We start from the raw sequence: 22404 nt of genomic DNA on the forward strand, positions 1-22404 counted from the left end.
CCTCCGAGCTCTCTGCTGATGCTGATGTGGGTGGGGGCGCCAGAGAGATGGCTGTTCACGACCGGTCGGCGCGGGCGGGGGTGGTGCCCGCGACGGCCCCGGCGAGCCCGGGTGGCGGCTCGTTCCCGGCGACGAGCGCGGCGAGCAGGGCGCCCGCCGCGGGGGCTGTCTGGATCCCGTAGCCGCCGAGTCCGGCGAGCCAGCAGAAGCCGGGCGCCTCCGGGTCGGGGCCGATCACGGGGGTGTCGTCGGGCGCCGAGCTGCGCAGTCCGGCCCAGGCGCGGCGGACGTGACGGACCGGCAGGTCCACCACCGCCCGGAACCGGTCGAGGGCCAGTGCCACGTCACGCTCGTCGGGCCGTGCGTCACCGGGCGGGACGGGTGTGGCATCGGCGGGCGAGACCAGCAGCCCGCCGGACTCGGGGCGGGCGTAGAACGTGCCGGCCACGTCGGCGATCATCGGCCAGCGGGCGATGCCGGCCGCCGCCGTGCCCGGCTGGCACCCGTTCCCGGGCGCCCCGTCCGCCGGAGCCCGATCCGCCCGAGCCCGATCCGCCCGAGCCCGGTCCGCCGGGATCCGATCCGTCGGGAGGGAGACGAGCGCGGCCGTACGGCGGTATGCCACCAGGCCCTGGGTCGGGACACCGGCCGACTCCGCCACCTGGTCGGCCCACCCTCCCGCCGCGTCCACCACGAGCGGCGCGCAGAACTCCCCGGCCGAGGTCGCCGCGTGCCACCGCCCGCCGCGCCGGGTCAGGGTGTGCACCCGTGCGCCGGTCACGACGGTCCCGCCGGTGGCCTTGAGGCCCCGCAGAAAACCCTGGAGGACGGCGTCCGTGTCGATGTCGCGGGCACCCGGCTTGTACAGCGCACGGTCGAAGGCGCTCGGTCGCAGCGCCGGGCACAGGGTGAGCGCCTGCTCGCGGTCCACCTCGACCACCGGCTGCGGGGCGCCCGCGCCGGAGGCCTTCGCGGCGTCGAACTCCCGGCCGGTGCCCGGGGTCCCGAGGGCCAGGACACCGCGCGGTCGCAGCAACTCGGCGACGGGCGAGAATCCCGCCGGGGGAGTCTCGTAGAAGGCACGGGAGGCCCCGGTCAACTCCCGTACGACGGCGTTCCCGTAGTACTCGGAGAAGAGCGCCGCCGACCGGCCGGTGGCGTGCGTGCCCGGGGCGCTCTCCGCCTCCAGCAGCGTCACCCGGCAGCCGGAGCGGCCCAGGAAGTAGCCGGCCGAGGCACCCGCGACTCCTCCGCCCACGACCAGGACGTCCGGCTCCCGCACGGCGCTCACCGGCCCTTCCGGGGCAGGGTGAGGGCCGCCACGCACAGCGCCAGCAGGGTGAGGCCACCCGCCACGGCGAACCCTCGGGCGACCCCCGTGGACAGTCCCGCCGCCGTTCCGCCGGACGCGGCGGCACCGGACGACCATGCCACCGCGCCCAGCACGGCGAGACCGGTCGCACCGCCGATCTGGCGGGCCATGTTGACCAGTCCGGACGCCGCGCCCGAGTCCTCGTCGGCGACCTTCGCGAGCGCGGTCAGGGTCAGCGGCACCCCGGTCACGCCCAGACCCGCGTAGGTCAGCACGGTCGGCACGAGCATTCCGGTGGTGTAGCCGCCGGAGTCGCCGATCCTCGCCAGCCACAGGATCCCGGTGGTGGCCACCAGCAGACCGCCGCAGACCACCGCACGGGTGCCGAAGAGCGCCAGGAGCGGGGCGCCCGCCTTGGCCCCGAGGATCAGCAGACAGGTCAGCGGGAGGTAGACCAGCGCGGTGCGCAGCGGGCTGTAGTCCCAGACCTGTTGGAGGAAGAGGGTCAGGAAGAAGAAGATGCCGAACACGGCCGTGCTGATGAGCGCCGTCACGGCGTAGCTGCCCAGTCGGGTGCGGTCGGCGAACAGCCGCAGCGGGACGAGGGGTTGGGCGCTGCGCCGCTCGACGAGAACGAACACGGGCAGCAGGAGGGCCGCCGTGCCGAGCGCCCCCAGCACCACCGGCGAGGACCAGTTGCCGCCGCCGGACGCGCCGTCGATCAGTCCGAAGCACAGCAGCAGCGCGGCCAGGGTGCCGGTGACCGCCCCGAGGACGTCGAACGCGCCGCGGGTACGCGGTGTCTCGCGCAGCACCCCGGCGCCGACGGCGAAGATCGCCACGCCGAGCGGGACGTTCACGAACATCACCCAGCGCCAGGACAGGTGGACGGTGATCAGCCCGCCCGCCAGCAGCCCCACACCGCCGCCCGCCGTGGCCACCGCCGTGTACCAGCCGACGGCCCGGTTGCGTCCCGGGCCCTCGGGGAAGGTCACCGCGATCAGCGACAGGGCGGCGGGCGAGGCCGCGGCGGCGCCCACCCCCTGCGCGGTGCGGCAGACGGTCAGCAGCCAGGCATCGGTGGCGAATCCGCCGAGCAGCGAGGCGACGGTGAAGACCGCCACGCCGGTCATGAACACGCGCCGTCTGCCGAGGATGTCCCCCGCCCGGCCGCCCAGCATCAGCAGTCCCCCGAAGGCGACCGAGTACGACGCCACGACCCACTCCAGGTCCGAGCCCTCCAGCCGTAATGACCTCTGGATGTCGGGCAGCGCCACATTGACGATGGTCGCGTCCAGCAGGAACATCAGCTGCGCCGAGGAGATCACCGCGAGCGCGACCGACCGCCGCCTGCCGACGTGGCCCTCCTCGGGGAACTTCGAGGCGTCGGCGGCGGTCCGCGCGGACGCCGTCATCGGCGGGCGGCGTATTCGATCTCGAGACGTTCGCGCAGCGGGTGCCGCAGCACCTTGCCCAGTGAGTTCTTGGGCAGTTCCCAGACGAACTGCACCCGGTCGGGCCAGAGCACCTCCGCCATCCGCTCCTGCGCGAGATGGCCGTGCAGGGTCGCCAGGGTGGGCGGTTCGCCCTCCGGCACGACGACGGCGCAGACCAACTCGCCGCCCGGGATCCGCGGATCGGGACAGCCGACGAGCGCGACCTCCTTGACGGCCGGGTGCCGGGTCAGCACGGCCTCGACCTCCAGGGTGGAGACCTTCTGGCCGCTGCCCCGGGTGATCTGGTCGACGCTGCGGCCGACGATACGGATGCCGCCCCGGCCGTCGTCCCGGGCCAGGTCGCTGGTGTCGAACCAGCCGTCCGCGTCGAGGCATGCCTCGTAGACCTCGCGCCGACCCAGGTAGCCGAGGCACTGCGAGGCCCCGCGCACCAGCAGCCGGCCGGAGTCGCCGCCGTCCTCGACGGCGATCCGCAGTTCCATCCACGGCTCGGCGCGGCCGTCGCTGTGGCCCGCCCAGCCCTCCGGGTCGTCGTCCCGGGTCACGGTGACGGCCCCGTTCTCGGTCATGCCCCACAGGGCGCGCACCGGGATGTCGAAGACCTCGCGGACCTGGGCGATCAACCCCGGGTCGATGGGGGCGGAGCCGGACACGATCTGTACGACGCTGGAGGTGTCCCGGGGCTCCTTGCGCTGGGCCTCCAGCAGGTCCACGAGGTACGCCGGGGAGGCGTAGGCCCAGGTGACGCGGTGGGCGGCGACGATGTCGAGCAGCAGCTCCATGTCCCGGTTGGCCTCCTGCATCACACAGGTGCCGTGCAGGAGCAGCGGCATGTAGCAGGCGTAGGTCAGACCGGCCATGTGTGTGGCGAAGTTGGGGATGGAGATGACGTCGTCCCGGGTGAGCCGGTGCGGCTCGGACACCGCGAGCACCGCCGCGTGCAGGGTGTTCTGGCTGTGCACGACACCCTTCATCCGGCCGGTGGTGCCGGAGGTGTAGAGCAGCAGGGCCGGATCGTCGGGTCCCGAACTCCGCGCCGTGTCGACGTCGTGCCGCTCCTCCCAGGGTGTGCGGACGAAGAACTCGTCGAAGTCGACCGCGCCGGTGGCGGCGGCGTCGCCCACCACGACCCGGTGGGCGAGGGTGGGGGGAGCGGCCTCGGCGAGCCGGGCGCCGTAGTCGATGTCGTTGAAGCGGTCGACGGTGACGCAGATCCGTGCGGCGCTCTCCTGGAGCACCTGGGCCAGTTCCCGCACGTCCAGCGCGGGGATCACCGGGCAGGCGACGGCCCCCACCCGGTGGCAGGCCAGGTACAGGGGGGTGAGGACCCAGCGGTTCGGGAGGTAGAGCGCGACCACGTCGCCCGTGCCGACGCCGAGTTCGGTGAGCGCGGCGGCGAACCGCTCCACCAGGCGGGCCAGTTCGGCGTAGCTCACCTCCCGGGTGAGGTCCCGGCCCTCGTAGGCGATGACGGCGGGATGCTCCGGTCTGGTGCGAACAGCTTCGGCCAAGTCGGCCAGAAACGTTTCCTCTCGCCACCAGCCGGCTGCCCGGTATTTCGCGGCCGTCTCCGGTCCGGGAATTACCAGCGTGTCCCATTTACCCACTGAAGCGCCCCCGCTCTTCGTACTTCGAGATTGGTACCTGCAGCACGAATCCGATGGCAGAGCCTAGAGGATGACGGAAGGCCGCGGTAGGCGGAACGGAGAAATCCGATTCTGTTTATCAAACACACGCCGTCATCACCGTTCGCGCAAAAGCGCGCAGTGTCCACGATTGCGGCGATCCGTGTTCAACGTGTCCCGGAGATAAAGCACTTGACAGACAGTGGCGGCGAGAGTGAGGCTGCGACGGCGTCCGCTCTGTCCACGGCAATGCGCGAGCACTGGAGGCACGGTGAAGATAGGCCTGCTCGGCTGGGACTATTCGGGAATCGATCCCGATGGCATAAGCCTGGTGGAGTACGGTCGGGAGCGCGGGCATGAAATGTCGTTCTTCACGCTCGAGGAGCTCGCCTATCGCCCCGGCCCGTCCGGCGTGACACTCACCCTGGGAGGGGAGCCCGCGGAGGCCTTCGACGCCGTCATCAACCGCTCCAAGCTGTACGGGGACGACTGGCAGGACCGCGTCGAACGGCTGACCATGCTCAGCAACGTCCCCGGGCTGCGGCTCTTCGACCCGGCGGACGTGTGGGTGACGGGATACAGCAAGTTCCTGATGGCCCAACGGCTGGCCGCGGCCGGTGTGCCCGTACCGCCCACCCGCTCGGCGACCTCCCTCGCGGACGTCGAGGCGGCCTGCGAGGAGTGGGGCGCGGTCATCCTCAAGCCCTCCTTCGGCTACCGCGGCACCGACGTGGAGCGCGTCGCCGACTTCGCGGCCGAGAAGGCCGTCGCCGAGGAACTGCTCTCCCGCTATCCGACCCTGGTCTGCCAGCGCTTCTACCCGACGTCCGGCGGCGAGTACCGGATCACGGTCGCGGGGGAGGCGACCCCGATCAACATGCTCAAGCTGCCGGCACCGGGCTCCTGGCGCTGCAAGACCATGGAAGGCGCCTCCTTCGAGCGGTTCGAGGCCCCCGACGACCTCGTCGACCTGTCGCTGCGCGCCACCCGGGCCATGGGCATCACCCTGGCCGGCCTGGACATCCTGCCCGCCCCGGACGGCTATGTCGTCCTGGAGGTCAATCCGGTCCCGGGCTACCTCTCCATGCTGGGCAGGGAACAGCACCGCCAGGTGCTCGGCGGTGTCTTCGACTGGGTCGAGGCGAAGACCTCCGCCTGAATGCGGGCCCGCGCCGCTCACGGGCCCGCGCCGCTCACGGGCCCGCGCCGCTCACGGGCCCGCGCCGCTCACGGGCCCGCGCCGCTCACGGGCCCGCGCCGCTCCCGGCGCCGCCCCTTCCGCCCCGCCGCCCCCTGCCCCTCGACCCCGTACCCGCCAGCACTCAGGAGAGCCATGCGCTACACCACCTTCGGCCGCAACACCGGGCTGCGTGTGTCGGAGTTCGCCCTCGGTACGGCCAACTTCGGTGCGGGCGTCGGCGCGCACCCCGAGGCCGCGGGGCTGATGTGGGCCCGACGGGGCGACGGCGCCGGACGGGAGGACGCGCGCAAGATCTTCGACCGGTTCGCCGAGGCCGGCGGCACCCTCATCGACACCGCCGACTGCTACCAGTTCGGCGAGTCGGAGAAGCTGCTGGGCGAGTTTCTCGCCGCCGACCGCGACCACTTCGTCCTGTCGTCGAAGTACACCAACAGCGACTCCGCCCGTCCGGGCGTCTCCGACACCGGCAACAGCCGCAAGAACATGATCCGTTCCGTCGAGTCCAGCCTGCGGCGCCTGCGGACCGACCACATCGACCTGTACTGGGCCCACTTCCCCGACACGCTCACACCGACCGAGGAGATCCTCACCGCCGTCGACCAGCTCGTGCGCAGCGGCAAGATCCTCTACGCCGGTCTCTCCAACTTCCCCGCCTGGCGCGTCTCCCGCGCCGTGACGATCGCGGAACTGCGCGGCTGGGCCCCCGTCATCGGCATCCAGACCGAGTACAACCTGGTCAACCGCACCGGCGAGCGCGAACTGCTGCCCATGGCCGAGGCGCTCGGTCTCGGCGCCGCCCTGTGGTCCCCGCTGGGCGGCGGCCTTCTCACCGGCAAGTACCGGCGTACGGCGGCCGGCTGGGTGAGCGACCAGAACCGCCGTCACCCGCGCAACGACACCGACCGGATCGAGGCGGTCGTGAACACCGTCCTCGCCGTGGCCGAGGAGACGGGACTCTCCGCGCCCCAGGTGGCGCTGGCCTGGCTGCGCGACCGCGCGGCACGGTCGACCACCGCGTTCGTGCCGGTGATCGGCCCGCGCGACGTGAACCAGCTGGAGGAGTACCTCAGGTCGCTCGACGTCACGCTCACGGACGAGCACCTGGTCCGGCTGGACACGGTGAGCGCCGTGGAGCTGGGCAGCCCGCACGAGATCGGCCGTCTCGTGCGGGACTCCCTGATCGGCGGGGACCCCGACCGGATGAGCACACCGATCGTGCCCGTGGCCTGAACTCCGGTCGCCCCCGCCGGGCGCGGGCCACGGGGGCGACCGGAGTTCACTCCGGCCACGCCGGCTGGTGGTGGACGGTTCCCGGTTCCAGGAACGGCGCCGTGTAGAGCTCGGCCTCGGCCGGTTCCATCGGCTTCTCGCTGATCAGGTGTGCCGCGAGGCGCCGCCCGGCGTACCCGAGGACGAGCGTCGGATCGCTGAGTGCCGTCAGCCGCAGGACGAGATCGGCCTCGTCGCAGGCCTGGGGGTCGGCGCACTCGTGCGAGGGGACCGCGCGGAATCCCAGAGCGGTCTTGAAACGGAGCAGCCCCGGCTGCGTCAGATGCCCCATGAGATTCGGTTCGTTGCCCAGCGTCGCCCGCCCGTAGCCCCTGGCGCGCGCCGCCCGCAGCACGGAGAAGTAGATGACGCGGGGCAGGCTGGAGCGCCGGTACGCCGCGCTCACCGCGGAGAACCGGAGCACCAGCGTGTCCACCGCCGGGCATTCGAGGGCCAGACAGCCGCCGACCAGTTCGTCTCCGTCGTACGCGAAGACCCCGAAGAACTTTCGTGGCCCGTGCAGGACGGCGTCCCGGTGGTCGAGCGCGAACGGGACGCCGAACCGCATGTCGGCCACCCGCTCCTGGTAGAGCGCGAGGAACCGGTCGAGGGTGGCCGGTGTCACCGGGTCCTCGACCGTCTCGCGCACACCGGCCGTGACCGCCTGGCGCTGGGCGCGCCGTACGGTCTGGCGTGACGAGCGGTCGAGACCCGCGAGGAAGGCGTCCTCGTCCGCGCCCAGCTCGGCCACCCAGGTGAGCAGGGACGGCTTGCGGATGAACCCCCGGCGCGCGAGGTCGTCCCAGGTCTCGGCCGGGGGGTTGGGCAGCCGGACGACGTCGATGGGCTGATCCGTCCTGGTCCAGGGTTCCTCGGCCAGTTCCGAGGGCTCGATCAGGGCGAGCGTCAGGCCGTAGCGGTCCACGATCTCCATGCGCCGGGCGGGTCAGGCACCCGCGGCGACGGAGTTCGTGGCGCCGGGGGACCCGGCGGACGCCGACGCGGAGCCGGTCAGACAGTCGGCGAAGCACGCGAGGGCCCGGGACCAGTTCTCGGAGTACTCCCTGACCAGCGTGAGGAACTCGGCGGCCTGCGCCGTGTCCGTGACCACCCAGGTCATACCGGTCTCGTCGTCGCTGACCTGCGCCGCGTGCACCGTCTCCGCCTTGATGTGGGAATCGATCCAGGCGAACTGGTCGGTCTCACCGAAGACCCGCTCCCCGTCCACCCGGACCTTCGCGTACAGCCGGCGGAAGGCCACGGCGATGTCCAGCGCTATGGTCTCCACCACCCGCAGTTGGATCGCCGCCCCGAGCGGGGAGCGTCCGAGCCGGTCCATGTTGGCCAGCAACTCCCTGATCGCGTCCGGTAGTTGATTCGCCGCCCGCAGCTCGTCCGCGCCCAGCCCGGCCGCCAGCGGGGCGACGATGGTGTCGTCCCACCACACGTAGTGGATGCCGGCCGGACCCTGCGGCGCCACGGCCCGGAACTCCGGCGCGGCGTTGTCCAGGTCGTCGCCGATCACCCGGTAGACGGTCTGGAAGGCGCCGAGGATGTCGTGTGTCGGCGCGTCCTGCGCCGAGAACACCCGGGCCATCTCGCCCATGCCGGCGATGGTGCTGAACATGAAGCTCTTCGTCATCGACCGCCACCACACGCCCAGGGTGAGCGCGGCCCGCGGGGAGACGGATTCGGCGGCGCGCGCGTTCCCGAAGAACGCGTGGTCCGCCCGTCGCAGTCCCGCCCGGTCGATTTCCTGGTCCACCCGCTCGTCGAGTTCGGTCCGGTCGGCGAGGGAGAACTCGGTTGCAGCAGTCACGATCGCTCCAGAGAAGTATGAGGACGACGAGGTTCGCTGAACAGGCCGATGTCCGGCCGAGGTCATACGCCGAGTCGCTCTTTCACATCGGCGAAGAACGGGATGTAGCGGTAGTCGCGGGCCACCGGGTCGTAATCCGTGTAGCGGTTGGTGAATTCCAGCAGGCGCCGGCGGACGGCTTCGACGGGTTCCTCGTGGATCCTGCGCTCGATGTCCTGGATCGCGCCGAGGAAGCGGGCCAGCACGAGGGGGATGTCGGGACTCAGCTCGATCCTGCCGCCGGCCACCCGGATGCCGTCGTGCTCGCTGAGGTACCCGAAGAGCAACTGGGAGGCCACGGCGTCGTAGTTGGGCCGTGGGATGCCTTCGACGGCGTAGCGCAGCAGGCGTTCGGCGAGGATGTACTCGTAGGCGGTCCGCGCCTGTTCGGCCGGGAGGGCGGGGTCGTTCAGCAGGACCAGCATGGCCGAGACGTCCACGCGCAGCTCTTCGAGTCCCGCGAGGGGCTTGTACTTCTTCGCCGACAGGAACGCGGGGATCGGCATGTCACCCTGCCGGTGGTGGTACTCGTGCAGTCGCACCCACCACGACGAGGCCTGCTCCACCTGTCTGTCCGTCGCTCCCTGGATGAGCGGGAAACTCCCCGCGGCCATCACCGCGTCGATCATTTTGCGGGTGGTGCGGTTGTGCCGTTCGACGAACTTGTCGATGAAGTAGAAGATGAGGTCGTCCGGGTCCTGGATCCCGTCGAAGTGGTTCTCGGGAAAGAGCGCCACCACCACACGCGAACGGAATCCGTCGGACTGCCCTGTCACGGTGACCGGAGCGGTGGGACTGGCGTACCGCTCCGCCAGGTGCGGATCGGTGGGCAGCATCTCGTACGTGAGGTAGTCGAGGGACAGCGACGGAAAGTACGAGGCGTCGAACAACGAGAAGATGTGGTTGTCCCGACGGCTGTTGATGTGTTCCTTCGTGGCCCGCAGTCTGGAACCGGGAGCGAACGTACGCAGATCCTCCAGAAAGGCCTGGACTATCGGCTGCCGCCGTAGGTGAGTGGATCCTTCGAGTCGACGGGCCAACTCCTTCTGGGTGTCCGCCTCACGGAACGCGGAGTGACTGCCGAACTCCCCCCGTAATTCATTGACTTCCGCGAACACCGAGCCCATGTCGATGTCGATCAACAAATGCTCCTCCCCGTCAACTCCGGTGCACGCTACCACGCCCGGATGTTCGAATCTTTGCGTTTTCGGAAGGGCCGCAATCGGTCCCGCAATTCAGCGGGAGCCGTGCCGTGGAGCGGCCGCGAGAGTCGCGCGCAGAACCGCGTACGGCGGGTCGGCGATGAGGTAGAAGTGATTGCCGGAGACCCCGACCTCCCGGACCGGCGCCGTGCTGAGGGCACTCCACGGACGGCGGTCCGCGTCGTCGTCCCGGTCGCCGACGAGGGTGGTGACCGGACAGGTGAGCAACGGCTCGGGAGACATCACGTAGTCGTGGAACATACGGCCGTCGGCGATCAGATAGGGCAGGACCACCTCCTGGAAGATCGGGTCGGCCGCCATCTCCGCGTCGGTGCCGCCCATCCTGACCAGATCGTCGAGCAGTCGGTCCGGGTCCTCCTCTGCGACGAGGCCGGTGGGCAGCGGAGCGTCACGCGACCCCGAAGCGAACAGGTGCTCGATGTGGATGTTCCGGCGTTGCAGCGCGCGTGCGGTCTCCAGAGCTATGGGTGCGCCCAGGCTGTGCCCGAAGAAGGCGAGGGGACGGTCGGCGAGCGGTTCGAGCGCGTCGGCGATGTCGCCCGCGAGCCGGACGAGGTCGTGCGGGGGCTCCTCGTCGAACCGGTCGGCACGCCCCGGGTACTGAACGGCGTGCACCTCCACCTCGTCCAGGGCCCCGCCCCAGTCGCGGTAGAACGACGCCGACCCGCCGGCGTGCGGGAAGCACACCAGACGGATCCGCGCCTCCGGCCGCGCGGTGTCGCACGTCAGCCGGCGAGAGGTACCCCCGGTCACCGGCTGACCCCCTTCCGGGCGCGCTGCTGCCGAAGTCTGGCGGTACGGGCCCGGCGGGCGGCCTCGGCCGAGGAGCCGGCCGACGCCTCCTCCCCCTGCTCGCGGCCGGCGCGGATGAGCGCGACCTGTGCCGTCACGGTGGTCTCCTGGAACAGGGCGACGATCGACGGCCGCAGGCCGCAGTGCTGCTCCAACGCGTCCTGGAGCTTGAACATGGCCAGCGAATGACCGCCGAGATCGAAGAAGTTGACATCCGAGGGCACCGTGGGCGTGCCGAGCACCTCCGCCCACGCGGCGGTCACCTGGGCGGTGAGCGGGTCGCGGGTGAGGTGCGCGGCCGGGGCCTGGACTGTGGGTGACTCGGCGGAGGGCGGCCCGGCGGTCGGTGGCTCGATGGTGGGCGGCTCCGAGGCGAGCGTCCGCAGCAGCGCGCGGTCGAGCTTGCCGTTGCGGTTGCGCGGCAGCGCCGGCCGTACCCGCAGCTCACCGGGGACCATCACGGAGGGCAACTCCGCCGCGAGGGCGCGCCGCAGCGCGACCGCGTCCGCGCCCTCCCGCGAGGCGACGAAGCCGACCAGGCCCGTGCCTGCCGCGTCGCGCAGTACGACCGCCTCCTCGACGCCGGCCAGCCTGCGGAGCGCCGACTCGACCGCACCGGGCTCCACCCGGTGCCCCCGGACCTTGAGCTGGTCGTCCTTGCGGCCGACGAAGTCCAGCCTGTGCTCGGAATTCCGGCGCACGATGTCACCCGTGCGGTACATGCGCGCGCCCGGCTCGTCGGCGAAGGGGTCGTCGAGGAAGACCGCCGCCGTGGCCTCGGGCCGGTCGAAATAGCCACGGGCCACCCCCGGCCCGCCGATGAACAACTCGCCTTCCGCGCCCGGGTCCACGGGCCGGAGCTCGTCGTCGAGCACATGGAGCCTGGCTCCGGGGATCGGTCCGCCGATGTCGACCGGCGCGACGCGGGTGAAGCGGCGGAAGGTGGCCCACACGGTCGTCTCCGTCGGGCCGTACTCGTTGACGAGGTCCACCCCGTGGGGATGGACCGCGAAGTGCCGGTCGACCAGTGACTGCGCCAGAGCCTCGCCCGCCACGATCACCCGCCGTAGGGACGCCAGCCGACCGAGATCGGTGCGTTCGGCGGCGTCGAGCAGCAGCCCGTACAGCGCGGGCACGCACAGGAGGCGGTCCACCCGGCGGCGGCCGACGAGGGAGACCAGTCGCTCGGGGTCGCGCAGTTCCTCCTCGGACGCGACGACCAGGCAGCCGCCCGCCTGGAGCGTCCCCCATATCCCGGCGACCGACGAATCGAAGGCCAGCGGTGAGACCAGCAGGAAGGTCGGGCTGCCCGGATGAACCATGAGCCGAGCCCGGGTCGAGGTGGCGAGGTTCCGGTGCTCCACGACGACGCCCTTGGGCTCACCCGTGCTGCCCGAGGTGTAGACGAGATAGGCCGGGTCCCTCGGGCCGACCTCGGCGGCGAAGGCGCCCGGCTCCCCTCCGGGTTCCGGGTCGGGGGCGTCCTGGACGTCCGGGGCGTCCGGGGCGGTGATGACGGGAACGGGGGAGACGGTGGTCGTCCGCGGCGCCGTGCGTGCCGTCGCCACGACGGCCTTCACCCGGGCGTCGTCGAGGACCGTGGCGAGACGGGCATCCGGCTGCCCCGGGTCGACGGGCACGTAGGCGGCTCCCGCGCCGAGCACGCCCAGCACGGACGCGATCATCGTCACCGAGGGCTCGGCCACGAGGGCGACCCGGTCGCCGGAGCCCACCCCGGCGGCGTCCAGCCGGTGGGACAGCCGCCGGGACCAGGCGATCAGTTCGCCGTAGGTGACCTCGATGTCACCGCAGCGCACGGCGACCTCCGTCGGCCGGTCGGCGGCCACCTGGGCCACCGCCTCGTGCGCGGGAACGAACGGGACGTCCGGCAGTGGTTCGCCGATTTCTTTCCTGTGGTGCGATGACGACAACTGAGAAACTCCCCCGTGCAATAAGCGGAATTTGGTGATCCGTGTTGCGGGGCGATCAAATTGTGTTCGGTCGCCCGTGGTTGGGAATGCGTTCAGCGGGTGGATTCGTCCTGGATTCGGTGAACCACCGCGATATGACCGTCCAGAGTTCTTCGGGCCAGCATCTCGCGTACGGGGACACGGATCTCGAACTCCGTGTTCACCCTCCGGATGAGCCGGGTGATCAGCAGGGAGTCACCGCCTTCCTTGAAGAAGTCGGCGTCCGCCGGGAAATCGTCCCGGCCGAGCAGTTCCGCCCAGATCCGGGTCACTCCCTCGGTCGCGTCGACGGGCGCCGGGTGCTCACCGGCCGGTGGTTGCGGTGCTCCGGCCGCGGGACGCGGTGCTCCGGCCGGCGGTACCTGCGTCGCGGCGGCCGGTGGTTCCTGTGTCGCGGGTGATGGTTGCGGCGTCGCGCCGCGGGGCGGCTCCTCGGCCGAGGCGAGTGCCTCGCGGGCCACCGTGCGCGGGCCCCGGAAGGGATAGCCGGGCAGCCGGGCCCTGCGGCCCTCGCCGGTCAGCCCGTCCACCGCGACCGGCTGGCCCAGTGTCCACAGCGCGCCCACACCGGCGAGCACCGTCGACGCCGGTGTGTCCCTGGCCCGGTCCAGCGCGACCACCGGCAGTCCGGCGGCCTCGGCCGACGGCGACAGGGGGCGTCCCGGACCGATCTCCACGGCCACGGCGTCCGGGACGTGCTCGGCCAGCGCGTCGAGGGCCGCGCCGAACAGCACGGGCCGTCTGACCTGCGTGACGAACGTGTCGGGCGGCAGGACCGTACCGGCCGCGACGACCCGGCCCGACTCGTTGAGCGCGATCGGAAGGGCGGACGGCCGCAGTGCGATCCGCGACATCGCCCGGCCGAGCGCGGGCAACGCGGGCTCGATCAGACGGGAGTGGCCGGCGTGGGAGTAGCGCAGACGCCGGACGAAGCAGGTGTCGCCGATCCGTCGCAGATACTCGTCGACCTGCTCGGCCGGACCTCCCAGGACACAGGAGTCCGGTCCGTTCACCGCGGCCACGTCGAGGTCGAGGCCCCACTCCTCGGCGAGCGCCAGCGCCTGTTTCACATCCGCCCCGATGGCCACCATCGCGCCCTCGGGGCAGTCCTGCATGGCCCGGCCCCGCGCCGTGATGAACGCGGCCGCGTCCTCCAGCCCGAGGACGCCGGCGACCGCGGCGGCGGTGATCTCGCCGGAACTGTGTCCGCACACCGCTGCGGGCCGGACCCCCAGCTCCTCGAGCGCGGTCGCCGCCGCGTGGCCGACGGCGAAGAGCGCCGGCTGTGCCAGCGCGGGCCGGTTCAGCTCGTCGGCGGGGAAGTCCGGGTCGCGGACGGCCTGCCGGATCCTCGCGGCCAACGGTGAGTCGAAAGCGTCGAGGCACCGGTCGAGCGCCGGGCCGAAACCGGGGAGGGCGGTGAAGGGCGCGGCCATTCCCGGGCGTTGGGTACCGCCGCCGGGAAAGAGGAGGACCACCGGGGCGGGGCCGCCGGCCATGGGCACGGTGCCCCGGGAGGTCCCGGCCCGGGCGGCGAGGCGCTCGGCGACCTCGGCACTCGTGCGGCCCGTGACGGCCAGCCGCTCGCCCAGGGCCGGGCGCCCGTTGACCAGCGTGCCGCAGACCTCACCGAGATCCGGATCGTGCTTCCGGAGATGAACGGCCAGCCCGTCCACCATCCGGTCGAGCGCCTCGGAGTCACCCGCCGACAACAACACGAGCCGCTCACGCGGTTCCCGCGGCTCCCGCGCGGGGGAGGGGGTGGCCGGCCGGGGCGGTGTCCGGGCCGCCTCGGAAGCGGCGGTTCCGTGCGGCCCGAGGTCCTCCGCGAGAGCCTCCGCGAGGACCTTCGTGCGTGCCTCCCCGCGGGCCCACTCGTGGGAGGCAACAACCCTGGGGCCGGCTGTTCCGCGCGCGGTCGCTGCCTCGGGGCCGCCCGGCACCAGCACCAGCCCGGCCCCCTGGGCGGCCGACTCGCCCGGGGTGCCCATCCCCAGGGTGGAGGGCTCCCGTGGCGGTGCTTGTTCGATCACGACATGGGCGTTGGTGCCGCCGATGCCGAACGCGCTCACCCCGGCGCGTCGCGGCCCGTCGCCGGGCCACGGGACAGCCTCCGTGGGGATGTACAGGGGGCAGCCCTCGGTCTCCAGCAGGGGGTTGGCCTCGGTGAACCCCGCGACGGGCGGGATCACGCCGTTGCGCACCACGAGCAGGGCCCTGATCAGCGCGGCGACTCCCGCGGCGGCGTCGAGGTGGCCGACGCTCGCCTTCAGTGCGCCCACCGCCACGCTGCCCGGCCGGGCCCCGCCCTCGCGCAGCGCGGCGTCGGCCGCCGTCCACTCGATCGGGTCCCCGATCCGGGTGCCCGTGCCGTGGGCCTCCAGGAAGCCGATGGAGCCGCCGTCGACCTCGGCCGTGTCCAGTGCCGCGCCGATGACCCGTCGCTGCCCCGCCGCGGAGGGCGCGTAGTAACCGGCCTTCGCGTGACCGTCGTTGTTGATCGCGCTGCCCAGGATGACACCGTACGGTTCGGGGTCGTCGTCGGTGACGTCCGACAGCCGGCGCAGCACCACCGCGCCCGCGCCCGAACCGGCGATCACCCCGTCCGCGTACCGGTCGAACGGACGGCAGACCCCCGTCGCGGACAGCACGCCCCCCGGCTGGTGCAGATGGCCCGCCTGGGGGTAGCCGAACCCGGCCCCCACCACCAGGGCCTGGTCGCAGTCACCGCCGAGCAGCGCCTGCACGGCCAGGTGCACGGCCACGAGGGAGGAGGAGCACGCCGTCTGCACGGCGAAGGCGGGCCCGGTCAGGCCGAGCCGGTAGGCCACGCGGCTCGCCATGAAGTCCGGCTCGGTCCCATGGATCACGTCGTCCAGCAGGCCGGGGTCGAGATGGCCGCCACGGACCATGGCGCGCATGTAGCCGCTGCCGGTCATCGACGCGTAGACGCTGGTCACCAGGGTGTCGTCGCGGGGCGGAACCCCGGCGTCCGCGAGGGCGTTGTGCGCGACCTCCAGCATCCAGCGATGCTGGGGGTCCATCAGCTCCGCCTCACGACCGCGGATCTGGAAGAAGTCGTGGTCGAAACGGTCCCAGTCGTCGAGATGACCACGCACGGGCACATAGTCCGGGTCGGAGGCCAACGCGGCGGGTACGCCTGCCGCGAGCAACTCCTCCCGCGTGTATCTCCGGCTGTGCACACGGCCCCGGAGTTGCGAGTCCCACCACTCGTCCATTTCCCGGGGACCCGGTAACCGTGCCGCCATACCGATCACCGCGACGTCCAGGGAACGATCCCGACTCGTCACAACGTCCCCCATCATGCCGTTGGAAATCGGATATTCCATCAGATGCTGCGTAGGTGCCGTGTCGCCTCGTGATCATATTCATGATGCAGGCAGTCTCAACCCTATTTTGGGAAAAGGAGGTTGGCAGGAAACGATCAGACATGGCAACGTCGGACGCCGCTGATTGCGAAGGGGGTCGACGAGTTGCAGTCGAGGGAATCGCCGGGGGAAGGACTGCACGATGTCTTCGCCGCGTGGGCGGCCGCTCAACCGCGCCGCCCGGCCCTCATTGCGGGAAACACCCAGGTCTCCTACGGGGAATTGGACGCCCGTGCCGAGGGATGGGCCGACCGGCTCGCCGCCGCTGGTGTCGCGCCGGGGCATGTCGTGCCGATCCTGATGCCGCGCTCCGTGGACCTGGTCGTCGCCCTGCTCGCCGTCCTCAAATGCGGCGCCGCCTACGCGTTGCTCGATCCCGACTGGCCGGCCACCCGTCTCGACGCCGTGGTCGACCGGCTCCGCCCGCCCCTCGTGGTCGTCCGACCGGGCACGGCGGTGCGGTTCTCCGCACCGCCGTGGTCCTCGTCCGACGAGAGCCCGGGGCAGAGTCACGCCCGCCGCGCCGCCGTGACGGTGCGGGACAGCGACGCCTGCTGTGTGTTCTTCACGTCCGGCACCACGGGACGGCCCAAGGCAGTGGTGAGCCCGCACCGTGCCACGGCGCGGCTCTTCCGGCCCGGCACCTTCGCCCGCTTCGACCGGGACACGGTCGTCCCCCTCGCGGCGGCACCGCCATGGGACGCGTTCTCCCTCGAACTCTGGGCCGCGCTCCACAACGGCGGCACCTGTGTCCTGATCGACGAGCCGTTCCTGACGGCCGAGTCCCTGCGGGCGCTGGTCACCGACCGCGGGGTGAACACGGTGTGGCTGACCAGCAGCCTGTTCAACCTGATCGTCGACGAGGACCTCTCCGCGCTGAGCGGCCTGTCCCAGCTGATGATCGGCGGTGAACGCCTGTCCGCCCGCCACGTCGGCCGCTTCCTCGACCGGTTCCCCGGCACGGCCCTCATCAACGGCTACGGCCCGGTCGAGAGCACGGTGTTCACCACCACCCACCGCGTCACCGTCGCGGACACCGCCCGCCCGGGCGGCATCCCGCTCGGCCGGCCGGTGCCCGGCACCTCCGTCTTCGTCCTCCAGGGCGACCGGCCCTGCGCTCCCGGGGAGCCGGGCGAGATCTGCGTCGCGGGCGACGGCCTGGCCCACGGCTACCTCGGTGAACCGGCCCTCACGGCCGAGAAGTTCACGGACGTCGACATCCTCGGTGAACGGGTCCGCCTGTACCGCACCGGAGACCTGGGAGTCCTCGACGAGAACGGGATCATGGAGTTCCACGGGCGGCTCGACCGGCAGGTCAAGGTCCGGGGCAACCGTGTCGAACCGAGCGAGGTGGAGCGGCAGATCGTCGACCTGGTCCCTTCCGTCGCCGACTGCCGGGTGGTCCCCCGCTGGAACGAACTCGACGGCGCCTTCGACCTGGTCGCCTTCTGCGTACCGCACCGGCCCGTCGGCGCACCGCCGGAAGCCCCGACCGGCGTAGTCGCGGATGGGCCTACGGGCACACATGCCGACGTCTCCGCGGACGCGCCGACGCACGCCCTCGCGGAAGTGACCGAACACGTCCCCGCGGAAGTGACCGAACACGTCCTCGCTGACGTGTCGGCGGTGCTCGCCCGCCATCTGCCCGCGCACCAACGTCCCGCCGCCGTCGCCGTCGTGGACGTCTTCCCCCTGACCGGCACCGGCAAGCTGGACGACAAGGCCCTGCTCGCGACCCTGCCCGACGTGCCGGACGAAACCCACCACGGCCCCGTCGACGACCCGCTCGTCCGCCTCGTGTCCCAGGCGTTCGCCGCGGTACTGGGCCGGCGCTCCGTGCCACCGCACACCCCGTTCTTCGAGCTCGGCGGCTCCTCGCTCCAAGCCGCCCGCGCCTGCACCCGAATCGGAAGACACACCGGTCGCCCGGTTCCCCTGTCGAGCCTGTACGAGAACCCGTCGGCCGAACGCCTCGGCACCTGGCTGCGGTCGACGCCGGCCCCCGACGTCGTCGCGCCACCGCAGCACGGTGACATCCCGCCGACCCCCATGGAACTGGTCTTCCTAACCCGCCATCTGACGGCGCCCCAGGACCTGTCCCAGTACTGCCTGATGACGTGGCACCTCGACGACCGGCTCGACCCGGACGCCCTGGAGGCGGCCGTCGCCGCCGTCCACCAGCGGCACCAGAGCCTGCGCACCGCCTTCCGTGTGGACCCCCGGCCGCGGGCCGAGGTCACCGACGTCCCCGCCCCGCCCCTGGAACTGCTGGACGCCCGGCCGACCCTCGACGAGGCGGTCGTCGCGCTGCGGGCGCTCTTCGCGGAGCCCCTCGAACCGCGGGACGCCGACCTGTGGCGCACCGCGCTGGTCCCGGTGACCGACCGGGGCGGCTGGCTCTTCGGGGTCCTGGTCCACCACATCGTCTTCGACGGACGGTCGGAGTCCGTCCTGGCCCGCGACCTGTCGGACGCCTACGCCGGACGCGAGCCGGGCCCCGTCCCGCCCACCCTGGCCGAACGGACGGCGCTGACGGCGGCGGCCACCGCCGTGACGGATCCGGCGGCGCGTACGGCGCGGGCACGGCAGGAGTTCCGGGACGTGCCCGAGCTCCGCTGGCCCGAACCGCCCGGCCCCGGCGAGAGCGGCACGTGCCACCTCGACAGGTCCGTACCCGGCCCTCTCGCGGCAGGTCTCGACGCGCGGGGCACGGCGCTCGGAACGAGCAGATTCGTGGTGCTGCTGGCGGCCTGGGCCGACACACTGGCCGAGATCTGCGGTCAGCGGGACTTCGCGGTGGGCGTCCCCGTGGCCGAACGCACCCTCCCCGAGCTGGACCGCGCTGTCGGCTGCCTGATCGACATGGTGCCGGTGCGCCTGCGCGGCGCGGCCACGGTCGGCGGCGACGACGGCATACGGGAGACCGGACGGCTGGTCCACCAGGCCTTCGGCCGGGGCGCCGTCCCCTTCACGGCCGTCGCCGAGGGCGCCACGACGACCCCGGGGCGACCGCCGGTGTTCCAGACCCTCTTCGCCCTCCAGGACAACCCGCCACCCCGACTCGACCTCCCCGGCGTCGTCTCCACGCATCTGCGCCAGCCGTACCCGGCCCTCCCGCTGGAGCTGCACCTGGAGGTGTGGCCGGACGCGGACGGCGCCCTCGACGTGGTCCTGTCCTACCGACGCGAAGCCGTCGCCGACGTCACCGCCCGGAAACTGCTCGACGGCTTCCACGACCGTCTGACCTGCATCGCGACCGGAGCCCTCTCATGACCGTGGTGACCTGCGACCCCGCCGGTGTCGTCGACCCGGAGCTGCACGCCTCCGGCGAGGTGCACGAGGTGTGGCGCTGGATGAGACGGCACGCACCGGTCCACTGGCACGAACCGGGCGACCTGCCGGGCTTCTGGTCGCTCACCCGGTACGCGGACATCCGGGACGTGTACCAGAACCCGGCCGTCTTCAGCTCCGCCCGGGGCGTGCTGCTACGGCCGACCGAGCTGGGGGAGGACCCCGGCAGCGGCCTCACCATGGCCCTCACCGACCCGCCCCGGCACCGCGCCCTGCGCGGGCAGCTGGCCGACCGGTTCAGTGAGCGGTGCGCCCGCTCACTGGCGGACGAGCTGCGCGCCGAGATCCGCTCGGTGGTGACGCGTGCCGTCGAGTCGGGCACCTGCGACGTCGTCCACGACATCGGCGCCCGGCTCTCCGGCCTCAACATCGGAAGACTCCTCGGCGTGCCGTCACGGGACCGGGAGCGGTTGCTGACCTGGATCACGGAGGCGTTCGCATCCGGCAGGCCACTCACCAGCCACCTCCCCCTCATGCGGTACTTCATCGATCTGATGTACGCGCGGATGGAGGAACCCGCCGACGACGCGATGAGCAGGTTCGTCACCGAGGAGGTGCAGGGCGAACTGTCGACCGAGACCGAGATCCTGCTGGGTGTCGAGAACCTCGTCGGAGCGTCGGAGAACGCCGGTCTGTCCATGGCCGCCGGGATCCTCGCCCTCGCCGCGCACCCACGGCAGTGGGAACGGCTGGTGCGGGAGCGGGACGACGAACTCGTCAGGACCGCCGCGGAGGAGGTGCTGCGATGGACCAGCAGCGCCACGCACAGCATGCGGACGGCCACCGCGGACACGGTCCTCGGGGACCGGCGGATCGCCGCCGGCGACCGCGTCGTGCTGTGGATCCCGTCCGCCAACCGCGACGAGTCGGTGTTCCCTGACCCCGACCGCTTCGACCTCGGCAGACAGCCCAACCGTCATCTGGCCCTGGGCACGGGCGAACACGTCTGCATCGGCAGCACCATGGCGCGCCACCAGACCCGGATGCTCCTGGAGACGCTGGTCGAGCGGGTCGCCGTCGTCGAACTCGTCGGGGACGCGGAGCCGCTGCGCTCGATCACGGTCAACGGCCCCGCTCACGCCACCGTGCGCCTGATCGCCCGCTGAGGTCACGCGGGCCCGGCCGCCGGCGCGTTCTCCGCGGGGCCGGGCTCCGTCAGGCGGGCGCGCTGCCGGTGTTCCGCCCGGCGGACGGCGAACGGCGCGGCCAGGCCGGTCAGGGCGAACAGGCCCCCGACCACGTACCACCCGGGGCGGCCCCAGGTGATGCAGAGCGAGATGATCAGGGCCGGTCCGAGGGCGTCGGCCAGCCCCGCGCCCAGGCCGAACACGCCCAGGTACTGCCCCGTGGCGTGTCGCGGGGCGAGGGCGAAGGACACCTCGAAGCCCGCGGCGGAGTACCACAGTTCGCCGATCGTGTGGATCACCGCGGCCGTGAGGAGCAGGGCCGCGGCGGCCCACGCCGGTATGCCCGCCGCCAGCGAGATCAGCGAGCAGGAGACGAGGAAGGCCGCGCCCGCCCGGCGGTAGGCGTCGCCGCCGGCGGCGGGGGAGACGACGCTGCGGCTGGCCCGCACCTGGAAGGCGATGACGATGACGGTGCTGGTGAGGATGGTGCCCGAGATCAGCCAGTGCGGCGCCGTGGTGGCGCCGACCAGCCAGAGCGGGATGCCCACGGTGAGCACCTTGAACTGCACGGCCATCACGCCGTCCACGGCGGTGAGCAGCAGATAGGGGCGATCGCGCAGCGCGGTCCAGCGGGGCCCGTCGACTGCGGGAAGCGGCGCGACCGGCGGGAGGAGGACCAGGACCGCCGCCGCGAACACGAACGCGATCGCGTTGCCGACGACCATCAGCTGGTAGGCGGTGAGCGTGCCCAGCTGCACCACCCAGCCTGCCAGCACGGCGCCGAGGGAGATGCCGAGGTTGGTCACCGCGCGCAGATAGGCGCGGAACTCCTGCGGCCGGTCCCCTCCGTAGTGCCTGATGAGCGGGGACCGGGCGGCCGTCCCCGCCGTCTTCGCCCCCGCCGCCGCGCAGACCGCGAGCACGAACGGCCAGAAGCTGTCCGCCAGTACGAAACCGGCCGTGGCCGCGGCCTGCACCGTGAGGGTGACCGCGAACACGCCGCGCGCCCCGAACCTGTCCGCCAGATGACCGACCGTGACACCCAGGGCCAGCGCGACCAGACCCGCCAGTCCGAGACCGAGCCCCACCTGGTCCGCCGGAAGGCGCACCGCCTGCGTGAAGTACAGGACTCCGGCGGTCAGATAGAGACCGCTGCCGATGGTGTAGACGAAGTTCGAGGCAGCGAGCACGCGTTGCGGCCGGGTGTCCGGGATCAGGCGGGGCACGGCGCGACTCCATCACGGTCGGCGAGTACGGGCCCGGCAAGCTTTGTTGTGCAGTACCTGCCAAAGCAAGGGCGCCGTGCCGCCCCGGCCATCCCCTCGCTGACAGGAGCGGCGGCCCGCGCTGCCAGCCGTCAGGGCAGCCACACGCCGTCGCGCATGATGACCCTCCCGCGTAGTTCCGGCTCGCCGCGCCAGGCGCGCACGGTCGCCGGGACCACGCGGACGTACACGAAGGACCCCTCTTCCCCGCGCGGATCCCACCCGAACTTGTCGGCGAACGCCCGCGCCGCTGCTTCGGGCACCCCCTCGTCGGGGAAGCACTCCGCCTGCCCCTGGAGGAGCACCACGTCGAGGGTGTCCGGCAGCGACAGGCGTACGCGCGGCTCCTCCCGCACGTTCCGCACGGTCACGGAACCGGCGCCGGTGCACATCCACACCGCCCGCCCGTCCCACGAGAACCACAGCGGCACCTGGTGCGGCCCGTGGTCCGGGTGAGCCGTAGACACCCACACATCCCGCTCGGTGACGAGGCGGTCCAGCGTGTCACGCACGCGCTCCGCGGTCGGGCGGCGAACGACTCCCGTGGTCTCCATGAGGGCCGACC

Annotated in this window: 15 protein-coding genes; 4 read left to right on the forward strand and 11 right to left on the reverse strand. The window is 72.1% G+C overall.

The window, feature by feature from the left end:
- Window positions 1–55: 55 nt before the first annotated feature.
- Genes ACZ9QC_RS41270 through ACZ9QC_RS41280 form a run of 3 tightly spaced genes read right to left on the reverse strand, consistent with a single transcriptional unit; the run spans window position 56 to window position 4280 of the window.
- A complete protein-coding gene (locus ACZ9QC_RS41270; protein WP_472917812.1) occupies window positions 56–1291 on the reverse strand; it encodes an NAD(P)/FAD-dependent oxidoreductase in 1236 nt (411 codons plus the stop codon).
- Complete coding sequence (locus tag ACZ9QC_RS41275; protein WP_472917813.1) at window positions 1288–2727, reverse strand: MFS transporter; 1440 nt, start codon at window positions 2725–2727, stop codon at window positions 1288–1290. Before ACZ9QC_RS41275 ends, ACZ9QC_RS41270 begins: the two co-directional genes overlap by 4 nt.
- Window positions 2724–4280 carry an AMP-binding protein gene (locus tag ACZ9QC_RS41280; RefSeq protein ID WP_472917814.1) on the reverse strand — a complete coding sequence of 519 codons (1557 nt, stop codon included), beginning with the start codon at window positions 4278–4280 and terminating at the stop codon, window positions 2724–2726. Before ACZ9QC_RS41280 ends, ACZ9QC_RS41275 begins: the two co-directional genes overlap by 4 nt.
- A 475-nt stretch (window positions 4281–4755) precedes the next feature.
- Between ACZ9QC_RS41280 and ACZ9QC_RS41285 the strand changes: the two genes are divergently transcribed.
- Both ACZ9QC_RS41285 and ACZ9QC_RS41290 read left to right on the forward strand, forming a co-directional pair.
- A complete protein-coding gene (locus ACZ9QC_RS41285) occupies window positions 4756–5553 on the forward strand; it encodes an ATP-grasp domain-containing protein (RefSeq protein WP_472917815.1) in 798 nt (265 codons plus the stop codon).
- Window positions 5554–5727: 174 nt separating this feature from the next.
- Window positions 5728–6825: an aldo/keto reductase gene (locus tag ACZ9QC_RS41290; protein WP_472917816.1), complete on the forward strand. Its 1098-nt coding sequence runs from the start codon at window positions 5728–5730 to the stop codon at window positions 6823–6825.
- Window positions 6826–6871: 46 nt separating this feature from the next.
- On the opposite strand, the gene ACZ9QC_RS41295 is transcribed toward ACZ9QC_RS41290, so the two are convergent.
- The 6 genes from ACZ9QC_RS41295 to ACZ9QC_RS41320 all read right to left on the reverse strand — a co-directional run bounded on the left by ACZ9QC_RS41295 (window position 6872) and on the right by ACZ9QC_RS41320 (window position 16057).
- Window positions 6872–7798 (reverse strand): GNAT family N-acetyltransferase, encoded by a 927-nt coding sequence (locus ACZ9QC_RS41295; protein WP_472917817.1) that lies wholly within the window; start codon window positions 7796–7798, stop codon window positions 6872–6874.
- 12 nt (window positions 7799–7810) lie between these two features.
- Window positions 7811–8683, reverse strand: a complete 873-nt coding sequence (locus ACZ9QC_RS41300) for a DUF6202 family protein (protein ID WP_472917818.1) — start codon at window positions 8681–8683, stop codon at window positions 7811–7813.
- Window positions 8684–8745: 62 nt separating this feature from the next.
- Window positions 8746–9864, reverse strand: coding sequence for a DUF6421 family protein (locus ACZ9QC_RS41305; protein ID WP_472917819.1), 1119 nt, complete (start codon window positions 9862–9864; stop codon window positions 8746–8748).
- A 93-nt stretch (window positions 9865–9957) separates the two neighbouring features.
- The gene (locus ACZ9QC_RS41310) at window positions 9958–10698 is read right to left on the reverse strand and encodes a thioesterase II family protein (RefSeq protein WP_472917820.1); all 741 of its coding nucleotides are present in this window, start codon (window positions 10696–10698) and stop codon (window positions 9958–9960) included.
- Window positions 10695–12668: a non-ribosomal peptide synthetase gene (locus tag ACZ9QC_RS41315; protein WP_472917821.1), complete on the reverse strand. Its 1974-nt coding sequence runs from the start codon at window positions 12666–12668 to the stop codon at window positions 10695–10697. Before ACZ9QC_RS41315 ends, ACZ9QC_RS41310 begins: the two co-directional genes overlap by 4 nt.
- A gap of 92 nt (window positions 12669–12760) precedes the next feature.
- Entirely contained in the window at window positions 12761–16057 is a 3297-nt protein-coding gene (locus tag ACZ9QC_RS41320) for a type I polyketide synthase (RefSeq protein WP_472917822.1), read from the reverse strand.
- Window positions 16058–16201: 144 nt separating this feature from the next.
- On the opposite strand from ACZ9QC_RS41320, the gene ACZ9QC_RS41325 reads away from it, so the two are divergent.
- Complete coding sequence (locus tag ACZ9QC_RS41325) at window positions 16202–19369, forward strand: amino acid adenylation domain-containing protein (RefSeq protein WP_472917823.1); 3168 nt, start codon at window positions 16202–16204, stop codon at window positions 19367–19369.
- Complete coding sequence (locus ACZ9QC_RS41330; RefSeq protein WP_472917824.1) at window positions 19366–20553, forward strand: cytochrome P450; 1188 nt, start codon at window positions 19366–19368, stop codon at window positions 20551–20553. Before ACZ9QC_RS41325 ends, ACZ9QC_RS41330 begins: the two co-directional genes overlap by 4 nt.
- Window positions 20554–20555: 2 nt before the next feature.
- Here the strand turns inward: ACZ9QC_RS41330 and ACZ9QC_RS41335 are convergent, their stop codons facing one another.
- Window positions 20556–21800: an MFS transporter gene (locus tag ACZ9QC_RS41335; RefSeq protein ID WP_472917825.1), complete on the reverse strand. Its 1245-nt coding sequence runs from the start codon at window positions 21798–21800 to the stop codon at window positions 20556–20558.
- Between the two features lie 131 nt (window positions 21801–21931).
- On the reverse strand, window positions 21932–22393 hold the full coding sequence (locus ACZ9QC_RS41340) for a pyridoxamine 5'-phosphate oxidase family protein (RefSeq protein ID WP_472917826.1): 462 nt from the start codon (window positions 22391–22393) through the stop codon (window positions 21932–21934).
- Between the last annotated feature and the right edge of the window lie 11 nt (window positions 22394–22404).

The sequence above is a fragment of the Streptomyces sp. HUAS MS02 genome (genome assembly GCF_055702265.1).